Source organism: Microvirga sp. P5_D2, from assembly GCF_054049475.1.
Genome location: NZ_JBFUMH010000004.1, coordinates 32,359 through 47,135, shown reverse-complemented (window position 1 = coordinate 47,135; position 14,777 = coordinate 32,359). Strand labels below are relative to the sequence as shown.

Genomic DNA, 14,777 nt, shown 5'->3' with positions numbered 1-14,777 from the left:
TTTCAGGGCGGATGGCCTCAGCAGCCGGTGAGCTTCACGCGTTCCACTTCCAGCCCGAAGAGCGGGCGCAGGCGCGTGCCGAGAACGTTGCCGGCGAAGGCTGCCACCAGCCAGACCCAACCGTGGAAGCTGCCCGAGGCGATGCCGGAGAAATAGGCGCCGATATTGCAGCCATAGGCGAGGCGCGCGCCGTAGCCCAGCAGCAGGCCGCCCACGACGGCGGCAATAGCCGAGCGCAATGGGACCTTCCAGGTGGGAGCAAAGCGACCCGCGAGCGATGCCGCAAGCAGCGCGCCGAGGATGATGCCGAAATCCATCACGGTCGTGACGTCGTTGAAGATGCTGCCGTTCAGCGCGGCCTGGCTGGCAGGGCTCGACCAATAAGGCCAGCTTGCCACATCGAAGCCGATGGCGGCTGCGATCTTCGAACCCCAGAGGGCGAAGGCCGAGGTTACGCCCCAAGGACGGCCGGCGAGATAGAGCGTCACGAAGTTCAAGAGAGCCAGCGCCACCGCGCCCGCCACCAGCGGCCACGGACCGCGCGTGAAGCGGGCAAGGCCCTGGCGCGGGGAAGGAGCGGGCTGAATGAGCTGCCCATGGCGGCGCTTCTCCAGCACCACCGTCACGCCTGCGATGATGGCGAAGACGGCGAGCTGCACGGCAAGCGCGGGCCAAGGCCCCCAGAGCTCGATGATCGAGATCTTCGGCAGGCTCGGCAGAGCCGTCCACCAATGCAGATGCGCCGCGCCGATGGCCGAACCCGCGATGAAGGCTGCGAGCGTGATCAGCATGCGCGTGGAGCCGCCACCTACCGTATAGAGCGTGCCGGAGGCGCAGCCGCCGCCCATCTGCATGCCGATGCCGAAGATGAAAGCGCCGAACACGACGCCGATGCCCGCCGGCGAGACGTTGCCGGCCACCGGCTGGCCGAAGAGCGTGCCCGAGGCCAGAACCGGGAAGAACAGGATGGAGGCGATGGCGAGCATCACCATCTGGGCCCTCAAGCCTTCTCCACGCCGGTCGGAGATGAAGACGCGCCAGGCGGAGGTAAAGCCGAAGGCTGCGTGATAGAGCACGAGGCCGAGCGCCGCGCCGAGAACATAAAGCGCCGCCTGCTTGGGGTTGATGATCGCGCCCAGAAGGGCCGCGCCGCCGAGGATGCCCGCTGCCGCCGCAAGCGAGGCCGGGGCGTTGATGGTCAAGCTTGCACGGTTTCCGACGGAAAGAGGCGAAGCCACTGCAGAGCCAGACATGGTTCTCCCTTGCTGGATGGAGGGGAAAGGGCCTATGGGCCTAAGCGTGGAACATGTGGTTCTTTTTAAAGAACGTCAAGTCTTGTAATTAATAGATTATTATCTGATCAAATATGTGAAATTATCGCAATTGCGCCCTTTGGCTTTCGGGTCGATGCTCCTCTCCATTCTCTGCAACGGATGACCGAACCTATGTCCATCAAGCCTGACGTTCCCGCCGCCATCGGCAACACGCCGCTCATCAAGCTTCGCCAGGCCTCAGAACTGACGGGCTGCACGATCCTCGGCAAGGCCGAGTTCATGAATCCCGGACAGTCGGTGAAGGACCGGGCGGCGCTCTTCATCATTCAGGATGCAGTGGAGCGCGGGCAGCTGAAACCCGGCGGTGTGATCGTGGAGGGAACGGCGGGCAATACCGGCATCGGGCTCGCGCTCGTGGCCAACGCCATGGGTTTCAGAACGGTCATCGTGATCCCGGAGACGCAGAGCCAGGAGAAGAAGGACATGCTCCGGCTCGCGGGCGCGGAGCTGATCGAAGTGCCTGCGGTGCCCTATGCCAATCCAAACAACTACGTGAAGGTCTCAGGCCGTCTCTCCGAACGCCTTGCGGCTTCGGAGCCGAACGGGGCGATCTGGGCCAACCAGTTCGACAACGTGGCGAACCGTCAGGCGCATGTCGAGACGACCGGACCGGAGATCTGGGAACAGACGGGCGGCAAGGTCGATGGCTTCACCTGTGCGGTCGGCACGGGCGGCACGCTGGCCGGCGTCGGCATGGCCTTGAAGCAGCGCAATCCGAAGGTCGCCATCGCGCTTGCGGATCCGCTGGGTGCGGCGCTTCACAGTTACTACACGACGGGCGAACTCAAATCGACGGGATCGTCCATTACCGAGGGCATCGGGCAGGGGCGCATCACGAAGAATCTGGAGGACGCGCCCATCGATTTGTCGTTCCAGATTCCCGATGAAGAGGCGCTACCGGTCATCTTCGATCTGCTCGAACATGAAGGCCTGTGCCTCGGCGGATCGTCCGGCATCAACGTGGCGGGCGCGATCCGTCTCGCGCGGCATCTAGGACCCGGGCACACCATCGTGACGGTGCTGTGCGATTACGGCACGCGCTATCAATCCAAGCTCTTCAACCCGGCCTTCCTGCGCGAGAAGAACCTGCCGATCCCTGAATGGCTGGATCGCCAGAGCAATATCGATCCGGGCCTCGTCTAGACATCGGGCAAAGAAAAAGCGCCGCATCGACGATGATGCGGCGCTTGTCGTTTATAGCATTACGCCGCGCTTGTCGTTTATAGCATTACGCCGCGCTTGACGTGCCGTTGTCCTGCGCTGCCGGTGGCGTGGCCTCGTCCGGTCGCGACTGATGTGTGCGGGAGAGATTGACCGGCGGGCGTGTCGCTTGTGCGCCGTTCACGGACTTCGCAGCAAGGCCCTGGAGATCGGCCTGGATGCTGTCGAGCAGGTCGAGCATCCACATCTCGCTGCCCTGCACCTTCTCGCGCAAAGCGGATTTCGCGATGTCGACCTTCGCGGAAATTTCCGCCGGGTTGCGGGATTGGAGCGCGCTGAAATCCTGCTCGACGGTGTTGAGCTCATGCACCAGTTCGTCGCGCAGCCCGCGCTGCTCCTCTCCCAGGATGAGGGGCGAGTTCAGCATGCCGCGCAAGGCGGCCCACCGCAGGCCGAGCGCGCTTACCGATGCCATGGCGTCGAGCCCTGCCAGTTTCTGAGATTCGGCCACTGAGTTCATCCTTCTTGAAATGCTTGGAATCAGACAGCCTCAGAAAGACGGACGCTTATGGCGTGAATCAGGCAGATTTCCGCAAAATGCACGAAGGTCGCGAGAAAATGCGGAAGGCCGTTAATGCGCGTTAACGAATGAAGAAATACAGTGTCAGTGCTGCACCGACACCAATGACGAGCCACCGGATCATGCTGGCCGGCATCTTGCGCCCGAAATGCACGCCGAGATATCCGCCGATGATCGATGCGGCTCCCACGATGATCGTCTCATGCCAGCTCACGAGGCCTGCGATGATGAACAGCACCACCGCGACAAGTTGGATCACGGTGGAGCAGAGATGCTTTGCCGAGTTGATGAGATGGAAATCATCGCCCTCTGTGATGGCAAGTGCCGCCAGCATCACGATGCCCATGCCCGCGCCGAAGAAGCCACCATAGGTGGCGACGAGTGTCTGGAACGCGAGGCCTGCAGCCCAGGCGCGGGTGGAGGGGTGATGCCCTTCGCTTTTGCCGATGGCGCGGGCGATCGCCACGATGCGCGGGCTTAAGGCAAACAGAACGGTGGCGAACAGAAGGAGCCACGGCACGAGCTGGCGGAACGCCTCGTTGTTGGTGACGGTGAGGATATACGCACCGGCAAGGCCGCCGATGAGGCTCACCACCCCGAGAGCGGCGAAGCGGCGCAGATTGGCGGCGAGTTCCTTGCGATAGGCCCAGGCGCTGGCGATGTTCGCAGGCGTCACCGCTACCGCGCTTGTCGCATTGGCTACCACCGGCGGAAGGCCCGCAGCCAAGAGAGCGGAAAAAGTGAAGAAGGTGCCGCCGCCGGCAATCGCATTGACAAGACCGGCCGCAAGACCCGAGGCAGCAAGAAGCGCCGCAGTAGATAATTCCATGATGTGATCGGTGAGCTTTAGGAAAAAATGACGTCGATATGACGATCAAAGGAATAGCACTGGTACCAGCCAAGGCCCATTAGGCGAACGTCTAGAGGCGCGAAGGCATAGGAAAATGCGCTTCCACCGCCCAAAGACGACTGATTCTTGTGGATCGTGCCGGGTGTGTCCATTGCCCCGCGCGGCGCAAAAGCGGAATTTGGAACACATGACGAACGTGATCCCTCTCGCCCCGCGCCTGAAGCAAGGTCGGCCCGCCGCCGGTGAGGCGGAGGAGAGGGCCGCGCTTGCCGCGGATCTGATCGATCTGATCGAGCGCGTCCGGGAGATGACCGAGCACGTGGCAACGTTTTCCGGCCCGACGCTCCAGATCCAGCAGACCGCCCAGCAGCTTCTCGATGCCGGCACTGCGCTGGAGCGCGCCGTCGAGTCCCTCACCGAAAACGGTGAGTGGGTGCCCTTTTAACCTGCACCTTTATTTCAAAGCCTCCATCCGCGCCCGCGCCTCGACCATGCCGAGGGCGAGAGCCTGCGCGTAGAATTCCCGCGCTTTGGACGCGTCGCCGCGAATGCCGAGAACGCGCAGCTTGTTGAGCACGTTCGGGTCGAAGGTCTCGCCCATCAGGAAAGCGGCGCGTGCGTTGCCGTTGTCCAGGGCCCGCTCCAGAAGCAGGCGCGCGCCGCTCACGTCGCCCTTGCGCAAGAGTTCGTCTGCGCGGATCGTGAGGCGGTCCTCGCTCTTCGGCGGATCCGCCGGTGGCGAAACCGCCGGTATCGGATCGAAGCTTGTCGGCAGGGAGGCAACCACGACGGGTGCGGGCTCCTTCTGTTTCTGATTAGAAGCGTTGTCCTGTGACGGAAGAGCGCGCTCGGGCGCTGATGGTGTCGCATCGGTCTGCGAAATCGCGGAGGTTTCTCGAGGCGTTGTATCCTCGATGACGGGTGGCAGAGGCGCATCCATTCCTGCTCGCGTGATCCGGTGCACCAGTGGCGTGACGCTCGACTGTTGCGGCTCCTTGAGCGCGCTCAGCTCCTTGTTCACCGCAATCAGTTCCTGGGCGAGAACTTCACCCTGCGCCTGCGTGCGGGCCAATGTCTTTTCGAGTTCGCTCACATGGGCAGATTGCGAAATCGATTCCTGCTCCTTGAGCACTTGCAGGGCGCGCAATTCCTTTTCCATATCCGCAAGCTGACGGGCGTTGGTATCGCGCTGTTCCCGCAGACGAGTCTCCCATTCGGCTGTGCTCGCGGCTATCGCGGCCTTGGCCTGCTCTGGTGCCGATTGGAGGGCTTGGTAATCGGTGCGCAGGGTCGCCAGTTCGCGGCCGGCAGTTTCGCTTTTCTCCTGCTCGCGTTGCAGCGCCTGCTGCAACTCGGACATCTTCGACTGCTGGTCGGCATTGTCCGTGTCCAGGCGCGCCTTCAGGGCGTTGTTCTCCTGCATGAGATCGTTCAGCGTTTGCGAAATCATGCCGCTGTAATTCTTCTCCCGCTCGACAGCCTCCTGAAGATCCGCCAATGCTACCGGGGCGCTGCAATTAGCCGATGCGTCCGGAGGCTCCGCCGGCATGGCGRCATCGCCCTTGATTCCGAGATTCTGAAGTGTCGTAAGAAGGTCCGGATTCTTCAGCTGGCCTGCGAGAACGATGGCGAGCGTGCCGACCTCGATGGCGGAGTTCAGGCTGTTCTGCGCTCCGCTCATGTCGCCGCTACGCATGGAGGCTTCGAGCCTTTCGGCCAGCTGTCTTCGCTCGCGCGAGGTCAGAACGAGCGGCAGAAGATTCGCGAGATCGCTCGATGACGGTGTCAGACGATCGGTGGCATAGGCATCCGCCGCATCGGGGATGGCGGCGACGGTATCTTGCGCGCGGGCCGGCCCGAGAAGAGACAGGCCGAGCAATGTGCCTGTCAGCAACTCGGCGGCCAGGCGTTTCGATGGTGATGTCGTATTCCGATTCATGGCGGACCTCCTGTGGCGGAGCCAAAGGCTTGAGAGGGAGCCTTTGGCCTGGGTCCAGTTTGGGGTGTGATTATTCCTGTCGGCTGGTGCGCCGGGGCGACCTTTGCCGGTCGTTCTGCCGGTCGCTCTGCCAGGTGAGGAATTCGCGGAACAGCATGTCCCGCTGCTCAGCGGAAACGCTGATGCCGCGACTGTTCATGAAACTCTCGAAGCTCTGCACCTGCGCGGGCGAATTGCTGGCGGTCGCCATGCGGTCGAGCCATTCCTGGGCGGGCTTCACGCGCTCCCAGCCGGGCACGTCTGCGGCCAGATTGACCTCCTTCCATTTCGGATGGCGTCCCGGTTGCAGAAACTCGTCGAAGCGCGAGAAGAAGGCATTCACGAAGCGCCTGACCCGGTTGTAGCGATCGGAATTCTCAGGCCAGTTGAACACCGCCAGCAGGCTGCCGACGGCAAGCGTCTCGACGGGCTTATCAGTGTCGACGAGCTGCGGATAATCGTTGTTCGCGAAGCGCGCCGGGAAGTAGCTTTCCGCGATCTCGCCCTCGAAGGGAATGGAGAGCAGGTGGAAGCGTCCTTCCGTCTGGAATTCGGCGATTGCCCGCACCGGCCTTCCGGCGACATAGACGGCGGCCTGGATCTCTCCGGATTTCAGCCGCGCATAGGATGAAGCCTGATCGAAGGTGGTGAGCTCGGGCTTGATTCCGAGCTTGTCGAAGATGAGCCGCGAGGTCAGGTTCGTCCCGCTGCCGACCTTGTCGATATTCACCTTCTTGCCGTCGAGCTGCTTGATATCGGTGATGTCGCGGCTTGCGATGATGTGGACTTCCTCGTTGTAGAGGCGGGTGATGAAGCGCAGGCGTCTCACCGCGTTGTCCTGAAGTCCCTCCACCTTGAGCTGCTCGCGGGCATCCATCTGCACGATGCCGATATCGACACCACGCAGGAACATGATGTCGCGCAGGTTCTGAAGCGAGCCACGCCCGATCATCGGAAGAATGCGCAGATCCTCGCCGTCGAGAACATTGGCGAGATCGGCGGCGATGCGGATATAGGTTCCGTCGGCGCCGCCGGAAATGACACCGAGCGTGCCCGCATTGGCACGGGCGGTTTCAGGAACCGGCGACGGCGCTGGAGGTGGGCTTGGCTGGGCCGATGCACCGATAAGGCCGGAAACCAGAAAGGCTGCGGCGAGAACGATTCGGCAGGACAAGCGACTCAAGGAATTGAACAGGGAAAGAAGACCAGAAACGCGATCCGACATACTTCGTCCTCCGTGGACTTGCCTTTCGGCTTATTGTCGTGTCGATCGTCTTGTCGTTCCTGGCTCCCTTGTGAAAATAGTCTTGAAGCAACGATCTGACAAAACGAAAGAACGTTGATCCTATGCTCATCCCATAGGCGGTCAATTGAGCTTTGCTTTCAAAGTAATACGCAAGAAGTGCTAGTATCTACTCATAAAGAGCTAGATCTTATCTTTATATTCCTTGCAGGAGTGGAATTTCTTATCGGTCCTATCTCGTTGTGTCGGCGGTGACGGATTTCAGGACCGAAGAATTTAAGAAATTTGTTAGCACTGGGCGGCCTCTTAACGGTCCATTAACCATAGTGAGACGAAATCAGGGGGTATTAAAGGAATTTGAACTCCCGTGACCATCGCCGTTCGCCCCCGCCCCTCTCTTCGCTTCCGTGGCAGGTCCTTCATGGCCCTGGTCCTCGCGCCTGAAGTGCCCCTGAGGGACTGGCTGGAGGATCTCGACGCCGTGTCAGAACGCTCGCCCGGTTTTTTTACCGGACGGCCCATCATTGCCGACGTCTCCTCCCTCAAGCCGTCCAAGTCAGAACTCAAGTTTTTGCTCGCCGCCTTCAAGATGCGCAACATCCGCATCATCGGACTGGAAGGCGCAGCTCCTGAGAATGTCGAGCCCGACATGCCGCCCGCCATCAATGGCGGCAAGCCTGCGGGCGAGATAGAGCCCGGAGTGGCTGAGGAAGCCGCCGCTGCCGTCGAGGCCGCCGGCTACCAGCCCGGCTCGGAGAAGACGCTCCTCATCGAGGGCTCCGTGCGCTCCGGCCAGTCGATCCTTCATCCCGAAGGCGATGTGACGGTAATCGGCTCCGTCGCCTCCGGTTCGGAGATCGTGGCGGGCGGATCGATCCACGTCTACGGCACCTTGCGCGGACGGGCGATTGCCGGCTGCACGGGCAATGACCGCGCCCGCATCTTCTGCAGAAAGTTCGAAGCCGAACTGATCGCGGTCGACGGTCTCTACAAGACCGCCGACGATCTCGGCACAAAATTTCACGGTCAGCCCGTCCAGGTAAGCCTGGATGGCGATTCCATCATCCTGACAACACTGGATTGATACTAGAGAAAGAGAGACGACAATGGCCAAAGTCTTGGTCGTAACATCCGGCAAAGGTGGCGTTGGAAAGACAACGTCCTCGGCAGCTCTCGGCGCGGCGCTCGCACATGGCGGCGAAAAGGTCGTCGTCATCGACTTCGACGTCGGGCTGCGCAATCTCGATCTCGTCATGGGCGCCGAGCGCCGCGTGGTGTTCGACCTCATCAACGTGGTGCAGGGCGACGCGAAGCTCAACCAGGCTCTCATCCGCGACAAGCGCCTCGAGAACCTCTCGCTGCTGCCCGCCTCGCAGACCCGCGACAAGGACGCGCTGACGGATGAGGGCGTCGCCCGCGTGCTCAACGAGCTGCGCGAGAAGTTCGACTGGATCATCTGCGACAGCCCCGCCGGCATTGAGCGTGGCGCGACCATGGCCATGCGCCACGCGGATGTCGCCGTCGTCGTGACGAACCCGGAAGTGTCCTCGGTCCGCGACTCCGACCGCATCATCGGCCTGCTCGATTCCAAAACCGAGAAAGCCGAGAATGGCGGCCGCATCGAGAAGCACCTGCTGCTCACCCGCTACGACCCCATCCGCGCCGAGCGCGGCGAGATGCTCAAAGTGGATGACGTGCTCGAGATCCTCTCGATCCCGCTCATCGGCATTATCCCGGAGAGCGAAGAGGTTCTGCGCGCATCGAACGTCGGTTCGCCGGTCACCCTCAACAACCCGGCCAGCGCGCCGGGCCGGGCTTACTTCGATGCAGTGCGCAGGCTCAAGGGCGAAACGGTCGAGATGACCGTCCCGTCCGACAAGAAGGGCTTGTTTGGCAAGCTGTTCGGAAGGAGGGCCGCATGAACCTGATGAGCTTCTTCAACCGTCGTACGTCGGCGCCTGTGGCGCGCGAGCGCCTGCAGATCCTGCTGGCTCACGAGCGCGGCGTCGTCGGCGGCAAGTCCGATCTGGTGGCGCAGTTGCGTGAAGAGATCTTGGCCGTCGTCCGCCGCCACGTGATGGTCGAGCACGACAATGTCCAGGTGAAGATGAACCGGGACTCGGACATCTCGACCCTCGAGATCGAGGTCGAAATTCCCGCTCCGGCCGGCGCCCGCTAAGCGCAGGCTTCAAGATCAAACGGCCCCGTGCATGCACGGGGCCGTTTTTTATGGCTGACTTCCCCACACGCCAATCTTCGTCTCGCGCGCCTTGTCGGCGGCGGCCTTCAGCTCCGGCGTCGCCKCGGCAGTCGGCTGGCCGCCGCCGTTGTAAAGAATGACCCGCGACAGATCCTGCTCGCCGACCTTGCAGCGATAAGTGTCGTTGCTGCCGGCAGGCTCGCAGGAGACTTCGCGGCCCTGCAGGTAGCTCGTGAGATCCTCGGGCTTGCCCGCGCCCGGTGCCCATTCGACGCCGAACAGGCGAACGACCTCGCCCTCAAGAGACAAGGTGGCGGTGTCGATCACATCCGGAACGCCGCGCAAGGAGCGCCCGCCCGTCGAGCGCGATGCCTGCGTGCTGACCGCCGCGTTCGCGACTGCGCTGACGCTGCGGCTTGGGGTGACGGCTCCCGTGGTGGCCGGTTCTGCGATGCTGGCCTGAGGGGGTTCCTCACCTCTCATGAGCATGAAGACCCCGAAGCCGAGAAAGGCTGCAAGTGCCACGGCGCCGAGGGCAAAGCCGGGGCGCCGATAAACCGGACGTTCGCGAAGGTCCTCGAAGAAGGTGCCAGCCCGCTCGCCGGATTGAACAAGACTTTGCCTGATCGCTTCCAGGCGCACGGCGCTATCGCCGGGAGCCTTCTCCCTCAATATTCTTTTGATGGAACGCGACCACGCATGAAGGCGGATTCCGCGCTTGCGCCAGTGGTGCAGGGAGGGTTTGCGATGCGCAGGTTCCGCTGGCGCCGCCGATGCCACGCTTCCGACGCTGAGCCAGTCGCGAGGTGCGGGCTCGTGGCGCGGTACGGGCTCGGGCCGACGTTCCTGAATCAACCTGTCGTCCCTACGGGCGGTCGTGAAGAGCACCGGATGACTCGCGCGCAGCTCGTCGATCAGATCCTGCAAGGTGAAGGGCTCGGCCTGACCGTTCCGCATGATCATGCGAGGTTCGCCGCCCGGATCGATGACTGTAAGCTTCAGCTCGCCTTCCACCTCCGAAGGGCGGACCGAGGATTCGATGATGAGTTCCAGCGCGCGGCGTGCATCGTCGGTAGGGTTGAACTTTTCGACCTCAGCGTGAATCAGCGCGCGCATGCGGTCCCGCATATGGGTCCAGTGGCGGCTGCGCTCGCTGTCATACACATGCGGAGCGTCATGGATCGATTTGACGTCACTCATTCGATGCATTCTCCGAAGCTAGAGTGCGCTTGCGCTTCTGTGTGATCACCGTGCTATGCTCGGCAACAATCACGGGCTTGTCGCCGATGAATTGAACGACGAGCTGCAAAGCGCCGGCTCCTTGCGAAAAGCGGCCACGCTTAGGATTGGCGGCGACATAATCGAAAACCGTGTGAACCGTGCAGAGCGTACCGGCCGCATTGCACTCGGCACCGGTAGTATTGTCCCGCGGGCGGTATTCGCGCTCCGGCCAGCGCCGCACGAAGCGCTCCTTCTGCTTGAAGACCCGGTCCATGCTGACGGTGCGGCCATGGAAAAGAACGCGCGGCGCATAAAGCTCCGCCGTTGCATCGAGAGCGCGTTCATTCGGGCTCGACCACGTATCGAGATAGGTCATGACGAATGTCTTGGCCTTCTCATCGCGCGTCGGACGGTTGGCGGTTTCGATTTCAGGTTTTGGCTCAGGGGCGGAAGGCTGGGGCTTTGCTTCCTGCTGCGGTAGCGCAGGAGGAGCTTCGGCCGCAGGGGCCGGGGCCGGCATCTGCGCGGGAGGCGAAGGTGTGGGTGGTGGAGCAGACAAGCCAAGCTCAGCCGGGGGTTCAGTCCACGGCCGTGCGGCAACTGTTTGCGACACCAATGTGGTTCCACACAAAAGCGCGAAGGCTCCAAAAAATCCGATCAGCGGCGGCTGAACTTGCATGTAGTTCCCAAGGGCTCTCAATGACGCGAGTGACCGGGGAAAAGCAGCCTGGGCCGTCTAGAGTTCCACAAAAGGCGACGGTCCAAGCCTTGGCAGGAAAGGATCCCGCCAAGGCTCAGCCTTACATCTGCGCGACGGAGACCGATCCGACGCCGTCGATCCCGATGGCCTGGGCGGAGGCGCGGGAGAGGTCGATAACGCGGCCATGGGCATAAGGGCCGCGATCATTGATGCGCACCACCACGGAACGCCCGGTCTGCTTGTTCACGACCTTCACTTTCGTGCCGAAGGGCAGCGTGCGGTGAGCGGCGGTGAGCTCATTGGTGTTGAAGGTCTCTCCGCTGGCGGTCCGCTTTCCTTGAAAGCCCGGGCCGTACCAGGAAGCCTTGCCGTTCTGAATGACTTTGCCGGATAGGGCATCCGGCTCTGCACTGGCAGGAGAAAGGAGAGCAGCACTCGCGAGAGCGATGCTCGCGAAAGCAAGCATGAGCTTACGTTGATCCAAAATGCATTCCCTTGTCGTGTTGTATGGGTGTGCAAAATGGAGGCTAATGGGGCAACAATAAGACCAGTATAATTATTCTTAATCGATGGAATGCGATGAATAACGATCAATAGGCTGAACATATATTATTACAGTTTGGGATAATCCATCGACTATAGCCTCATCGATCCTACTAGGGCTGCGACTGATCTGTCAGCGGAGGAAGCGACGCCAGATAGAAGGCGAGGGCAAGTGCGATGAGGAGGAGAGTGGTCACAAGGACGCAGACCCCGATCCAGCCCCAGTTGGACCAGAACACGCCCCCAAGGGTGCCGATGGCGCTTGACCCGAAGTAATAGCAGAACAGGTAAAGAGCCGAGGCCTGCGCCTTCGTTCCCCGCGCCCGGCGCCCGACCCAGCTGCTCGCGATGGAATGCGCACCGAAGAAGCCGAAGGTGACGGCGGCGATGCCGAGGATAATTACGGGCAGCGCCTGGAAAAGGGTGAGGCCCAGGCCCGCCATCATGATGACGATCATGACCCACATCACCCGGCGGCGGCCCAGCCGCTCGGCAAGTCCGCCGATCCAGGCGGAGCTCGCCGTGCCGATGAGATAGCTGAAGAAGATCGCGCCGATGGCGGTCTGGCTTAAAGCATAGGGCTCCGCCGTCAGCCGGTAGCCGAGATAATTATAGAGCGTCACGAACCCGCCCATGAGCAGAAATGCCTCGGCAAACAGGCAGCGCAGGCCAGGATCACGCAAGTGTCCCGCGAAGGCGCGAAGCATGTCGCCGAGATCGGCGCGGCGTGCCTGGAAATGGGCCGAGGCCGGTAGGCTGCGCCATGCGGCCATTGCTGCCGCCAGCCCCATGGCTCCGATGATTCCGATGGCCATGCGCCACGAGCCGAGATCCGTCAGGACGCCGCTGAAGATGCGGCCCGCCATGCCGCCCACTGCATTGCCGCCGATGAACAGGCCCATGGCAAGGCCAATGGATTTGGGCTCCACCTCCTCGCTCACATAAGCCATGGCCACGGCAGGAAGTCCGCTGAGCGTGATGCCAATGAGCATGCGGATGATCAGGAAGGTCGTCCAAGTCGGCGCGACGGCAGAGAGAAGCGTCAGCAGGGCAGAGGAGAGCAGCGAGGCAACCATGACCGGCTTGCGGCCCCACACTTCCGAGAGAGAGCCCGCCACCAGCATCGCGACGGCGAGTAAGCCTGTGCTGAGGGAGAGGGACAGACTGCTCGCCGCCGCGCTGACGTGAAACTCTTCCGAGAAAGCCGGCAGCAGGGGCTGCACGCAGTAAAGAATCGCAAAGGTCGAGAATCCGGCTGCGAACAAGGCAAGGTTCAGGCGGCGGAATGCTGGCGTTCCGCTGACCAGACGGCTTGGTCGCTCCAGTGCGCTCTCCTGCATCATCGTTCCCGTAGGCTATTGGGTGCTTTTGAATGCCCATGCTCAGCGTGCAAATCTAGACCTCAATCATGGTCGATCCATTCGTCTAAAGCATGGATCATGTGCCGAGTTTGCACTTCTCATACCGGGTGAAACAGGGTTCATTCCCGGAAGTTGATTGCCTCCTCTGGTTCGCTGCGTCTCCACCGCGCGAGCCAATTTTTTTGAGCCGCTCATGTCCACCGGTCCCATCGCCCTCCAACAGGAAGCGGCATCCGCGATTGCCGCGCAAGCGTCCGTGAAGCCCCAGCGGGGGCATACGCCCCTGCGCGGCATCCTGCTGCTGGTGGGATCGACCGTGTTCTTCGCGCTCACTGACGTGGTGACCAAGCTGCTGACGGCGAACCTTCCGGTTTCTCAGATCGCGTGGATGCGCTATGCGACCTTCGCTCTGCTGATGGTCCCCTTCGTCTATCTCACGGGCGGCTCGGCCCTGTTTCGCACCACGCGGCCCGGCCTTCAGATCCTCCGCGCTGTCGCGATGGTCGCTTCGACCCTGATTTTCACCACGGGCCTTCCCTACCTGCCGGTTGCCGATGCAACCGCTATCTTCTTCGTGGCGCCGATCCTCATCATGGCCCTGTCGATCGTCTTCCTGGGCGAGAACGTCGGCATCAGGCGCTGGAGCGCGGCGGCGGTCGGGTTGATCGGCGTCCTCATCGTCATCCGCCCCGGCTCGGGCACCTTCCAGGCGGCGGCGCTGCTGCCTCTTCTCAGCGCGGCGAGCTGGGCGCTCGGCGCCATCATCACCCGCAAGACCGGTAGCGACCATGCTCTGACCACGATGATCTATACCAGCATCATCGGGGCCATCTCCTTGAGCGCCGTCGTGCCTTTCGAATGGGTGAGTCCAGGCTGGGACATGGCCCTGCTCGGCATCGCGGCCGGAGTGGCTTTCACGATCGGCCAATGGTTCCTGATCATGGCCTATCGGCAGGGCGATGCCTCGGTGATCGCCCCGTTCTCCTACACCCAGCTCATCTGGGCGGGCCTGCTCGGGTTTTGGGTGTTCGGCACGGTGCCCGATGCCTGGACGATCCTGGGCGGCGGCATCATTGCCGCCAGCGGCCTCTATACCGCCTATCGTGCGCGGGTGCGGGCGCTCGAGAAGAGGTTCAAGAACGCCTGAGAAGGTCTCAGGCGCCCGAATGCACGACCCGCAGGCGCGGGCGGGCGGTGCGGTTATAGAAGGTGAGGGCTACGCTCTCGCCCTCGGCTTCGCCTTCCACGAGGCGGTAGCCGAACTGATCGGCCAAAGCGCGCACCTGCCCCAGATTGGCGTTGGAGATCCGGCGGCTGAACTCCGCAACGTCCTGGCTCATGAGAGCCGCCAGCATGCCAACCTCGACACCCTGGTCGAAATCGGCGCTGCGGGCCGGAAAACGAAGCTTCAAACCTTCGGCGAGATGGATGTGGTGCATGTGAGCCTATTCACTTCACTGACGTCAGCCGCGTTATCGCCCACAGATTCCTACCGCTTGTTTAAGACGCTTCCCCCCTGTGGAACGTGGTTAAGGATCCCAAACGCCCCCCTCGGCATTTATTCTTCCATAGGCCGGATTGGCCTGTTTCGTTGAGAATGCGGGAG

16 protein-coding genes are annotated in these 14,777 nt (G+C 62.1%); 6 read left to right on the top strand and 10 right to left on the bottom strand.

Translation table 11 applies throughout. From position 1 onward, the window contains the following. Positions 1-17: 17 nt before the first annotated feature. Positions 18-1,253 (bottom strand): YeeE/YedE family protein, encoded by a 1,236-nt coding sequence (locus ACXJKO_RS02765; RefSeq protein WP_457089546.1) that lies wholly within the window; start codon positions 1,251-1,253, stop codon positions 18-20. A gap of 192 nt (positions 1,254-1,445) precedes the next feature. Here ACXJKO_RS02765 and ACXJKO_RS02760 point away from each other — a divergent pair, with 192 nt between their 5' ends. After that, positions 1,446-2,477 (top strand): cysteine synthase A, encoded by a 1,032-nt coding sequence (locus tag ACXJKO_RS02760; RefSeq protein WP_457089545.1) that lies wholly within the window; start codon positions 1,446-1,448, stop codon positions 2,475-2,477. An 85-nt stretch (positions 2,478-2,562) separates the two neighbouring features. On the opposite strand, the gene ACXJKO_RS02755 is transcribed toward ACXJKO_RS02760, so the two are convergent. Then, a complete protein-coding gene (locus tag ACXJKO_RS02755; protein ID WP_457089544.1) occupies positions 2,563-3,006 on the bottom strand; it encodes a hypothetical protein in 444 nt (147 codons plus the stop codon). 130 nt (positions 3,007-3,136) lie between these two features. Beyond that, complete coding sequence (locus ACXJKO_RS02750) at positions 3,137-3,904, bottom strand: sulfite exporter TauE/SafE family protein (RefSeq protein WP_457089543.1); 768 nt, start codon at positions 3,902-3,904, stop codon at positions 3,137-3,139. Between the two features lie 208 nt (positions 3,905-4,112). Here ACXJKO_RS02750 and ACXJKO_RS02745 point away from each other — a divergent pair, with 208 nt between their 5' ends. Next, positions 4,113-4,370, top strand: coding sequence for a hypothetical protein (locus tag ACXJKO_RS02745; protein WP_457089542.1), 258 nt, complete (start codon positions 4,113-4,115; stop codon positions 4,368-4,370). A gap of 9 nt (positions 4,371-4,379) precedes the next feature. On the opposite strand, the gene ACXJKO_RS02740 is transcribed toward ACXJKO_RS02745, so the two are convergent. Both ACXJKO_RS02740 and ACXJKO_RS02735 read right to left on the bottom strand, forming a co-directional pair. Beyond that, the gene (locus ACXJKO_RS02740) at positions 4,380-5,864 is read right to left on the bottom strand and encodes a hypothetical protein (RefSeq protein WP_457089541.1); all 1,485 of its coding nucleotides are present in this window, start codon (positions 5,862-5,864) and stop codon (positions 4,380-4,382) included. A gap of 70 nt (positions 5,865-5,934) precedes the next feature. Continuing rightward, positions 5,935-7,128 (bottom strand): TAXI family TRAP transporter solute-binding subunit, encoded by a 1,194-nt coding sequence (locus tag ACXJKO_RS02735; protein ID WP_457089540.1) that lies wholly within the window; start codon positions 7,126-7,128, stop codon positions 5,935-5,937. 439 nt (positions 7,129-7,567) lie between these two features. On the opposite strand from ACXJKO_RS02735, the gene minC reads away from it, so the two are divergent. Genes minC through minE form a run of 3 tightly spaced genes read left to right on the top strand, consistent with a single transcriptional unit; the run spans position 7,568 to position 9,325 of the window. Next, positions 7,568-8,230: a septum site-determining protein MinC gene (minC, locus tag ACXJKO_RS02730; protein WP_457089539.1), complete on the top strand. Its 663-nt coding sequence runs from the start codon at positions 7,568-7,570 to the stop codon at positions 8,228-8,230. A 22-nt stretch (positions 8,231-8,252) separates the two neighbouring features. Further along, positions 8,253-9,068 (top strand): septum site-determining protein MinD, encoded by an 816-nt coding sequence (gene minD, locus ACXJKO_RS02725; RefSeq protein WP_457089538.1) that lies wholly within the window; start codon positions 8,253-8,255, stop codon positions 9,066-9,068. Beyond that, complete coding sequence (gene minE / locus ACXJKO_RS02720) at positions 9,065-9,325, top strand: cell division topological specificity factor MinE (protein WP_457089537.1); 261 nt, start codon at positions 9,065-9,067, stop codon at positions 9,323-9,325. The genes minD and minE overlap by 4 nt, the downstream gene beginning before the upstream one ends. Before the next feature lie 48 nt (positions 9,326-9,373). Here minE and ACXJKO_RS02715 read toward each other — a convergent pair whose 3' ends face one another. From ACXJKO_RS02715 to ACXJKO_RS02700, 4 genes are all read right to left on the bottom strand, one after another. Further along, positions 9,374-10,546 (bottom strand): thermonuclease family protein, encoded by a 1,173-nt coding sequence (locus tag ACXJKO_RS02715; RefSeq protein WP_457089536.1) that lies wholly within the window; start codon positions 10,544-10,546, stop codon positions 9,374-9,376. Then, the gene (locus ACXJKO_RS02710; protein ID WP_457089535.1) at positions 10,539-11,126 is read right to left on the bottom strand and encodes a hypothetical protein; all 588 of its coding nucleotides are present in this window, start codon (positions 11,124-11,126) and stop codon (positions 10,539-10,541) included. Before ACXJKO_RS02710 ends, ACXJKO_RS02715 begins: the two co-directional genes overlap by 8 nt. A gap of 241 nt (positions 11,127-11,367) precedes the next feature. Beyond that, positions 11,368-11,733 (bottom strand): septal ring lytic transglycosylase RlpA family protein, encoded by a 366-nt coding sequence (locus ACXJKO_RS02705; protein ID WP_457089636.1) that lies wholly within the window; start codon positions 11,731-11,733, stop codon positions 11,368-11,370. 190 nt (positions 11,734-11,923) lie between these two features. Continuing rightward, entirely contained in the window at positions 11,924-13,150 is a 1,227-nt protein-coding gene (locus tag ACXJKO_RS02700) for an MFS transporter (protein ID WP_457089534.1), read from the bottom strand. Between the two features lie 214 nt (positions 13,151-13,364). Between ACXJKO_RS02700 and ACXJKO_RS02695 the strand changes: the two genes are divergently transcribed. Beyond that, positions 13,365-14,318, top strand: a complete 954-nt coding sequence (locus ACXJKO_RS02695) for a DMT family transporter (RefSeq protein WP_457089533.1) — start codon at positions 13,365-13,367, stop codon at positions 14,316-14,318. A gap of 7 nt (positions 14,319-14,325) precedes the next feature. Here ACXJKO_RS02695 and ACXJKO_RS02690 read toward each other — a convergent pair whose 3' ends face one another. Then, positions 14,326-14,610, bottom strand: a complete 285-nt coding sequence (locus tag ACXJKO_RS02690; RefSeq protein ID WP_457089532.1) for a hypothetical protein — start codon at positions 14,608-14,610, stop codon at positions 14,326-14,328. Positions 14,611-14,777: the final 167 nt, after the last annotated feature.

What these genes read in the sequence shown, in the direction of transcription:
- ACXJKO_RS02765 (WP_457089546.1), bottom strand. Translation starts at nt 1,253, where the DNA reads ATGTCTGGCTCTGCAGTGGCTTCGCCTCTTTCCGTCGGAAACCGTGCA.
- ACXJKO_RS02760 (WP_457089545.1), top strand. Translation starts at nt 1,446, where the DNA reads ATGTCCATCAAGCCTGACGTTCCCGCCGCCATCGGCAACACGCCGCTC.
- ACXJKO_RS02750 (WP_457089543.1), bottom strand. Translation starts at nt 3,904, where the DNA reads ATGGAATTATCTACTGCGGCGCTTCTTGCTGCCTCGGGTCTTGCGGCC.
- ACXJKO_RS02745 (WP_457089542.1), top strand. Translation starts at nt 4,113, where the DNA reads ATGACGAACGTGATCCCTCTCGCCCCGCGCCTGAAGCAAGGTCGGCCC.
- ACXJKO_RS02735 (WP_457089540.1), bottom strand. Translation starts at nt 7,128, where the DNA reads ATGTCGGATCGCGTTTCTGGTCTTCTTTCCCTGTTCAATTCCTTGAGT.
- minC (WP_457089539.1), top strand. Translation starts at nt 7,568, where the DNA reads ATGGCCCTGGTCCTCGCGCCTGAAGTGCCCCTGAGGGACTGGCTGGAG.
- minD (WP_457089538.1), top strand. Translation starts at nt 8,253, where the DNA reads ATGGCCAAAGTCTTGGTCGTAACATCCGGCAAAGGTGGCGTTGGAAAG.
- minE (WP_457089537.1), top strand. Translation starts at nt 9,065, where the DNA reads ATGAACCTGATGAGCTTCTTCAACCGTCGTACGTCGGCGCCTGTGGCG.
- ACXJKO_RS02705 (WP_457089636.1), bottom strand. Translation starts at nt 11,733, where the DNA reads ATGCTTGCTTTCGCGAGCATCGCTCTCGCGAGTGCTGCTCTCCTTTCT.
- ACXJKO_RS02700 (WP_457089534.1), bottom strand. Translation starts at nt 13,150, where the DNA reads ATGCAGGAGAGCGCACTGGAGCGACCAAGCCGTCTGGTCAGCGGAACG.
- ACXJKO_RS02695 (WP_457089533.1), top strand. Translation starts at nt 13,365, where the DNA reads ATGTCCACCGGTCCCATCGCCCTCCAACAGGAAGCGGCATCCGCGATT.
- ACXJKO_RS02690 (WP_457089532.1), bottom strand. Translation starts at nt 14,610, where the DNA reads ATGCACCACATCCATCTCGCCGAAGGTTTGAAGCTTCGTTTTCCGGCC.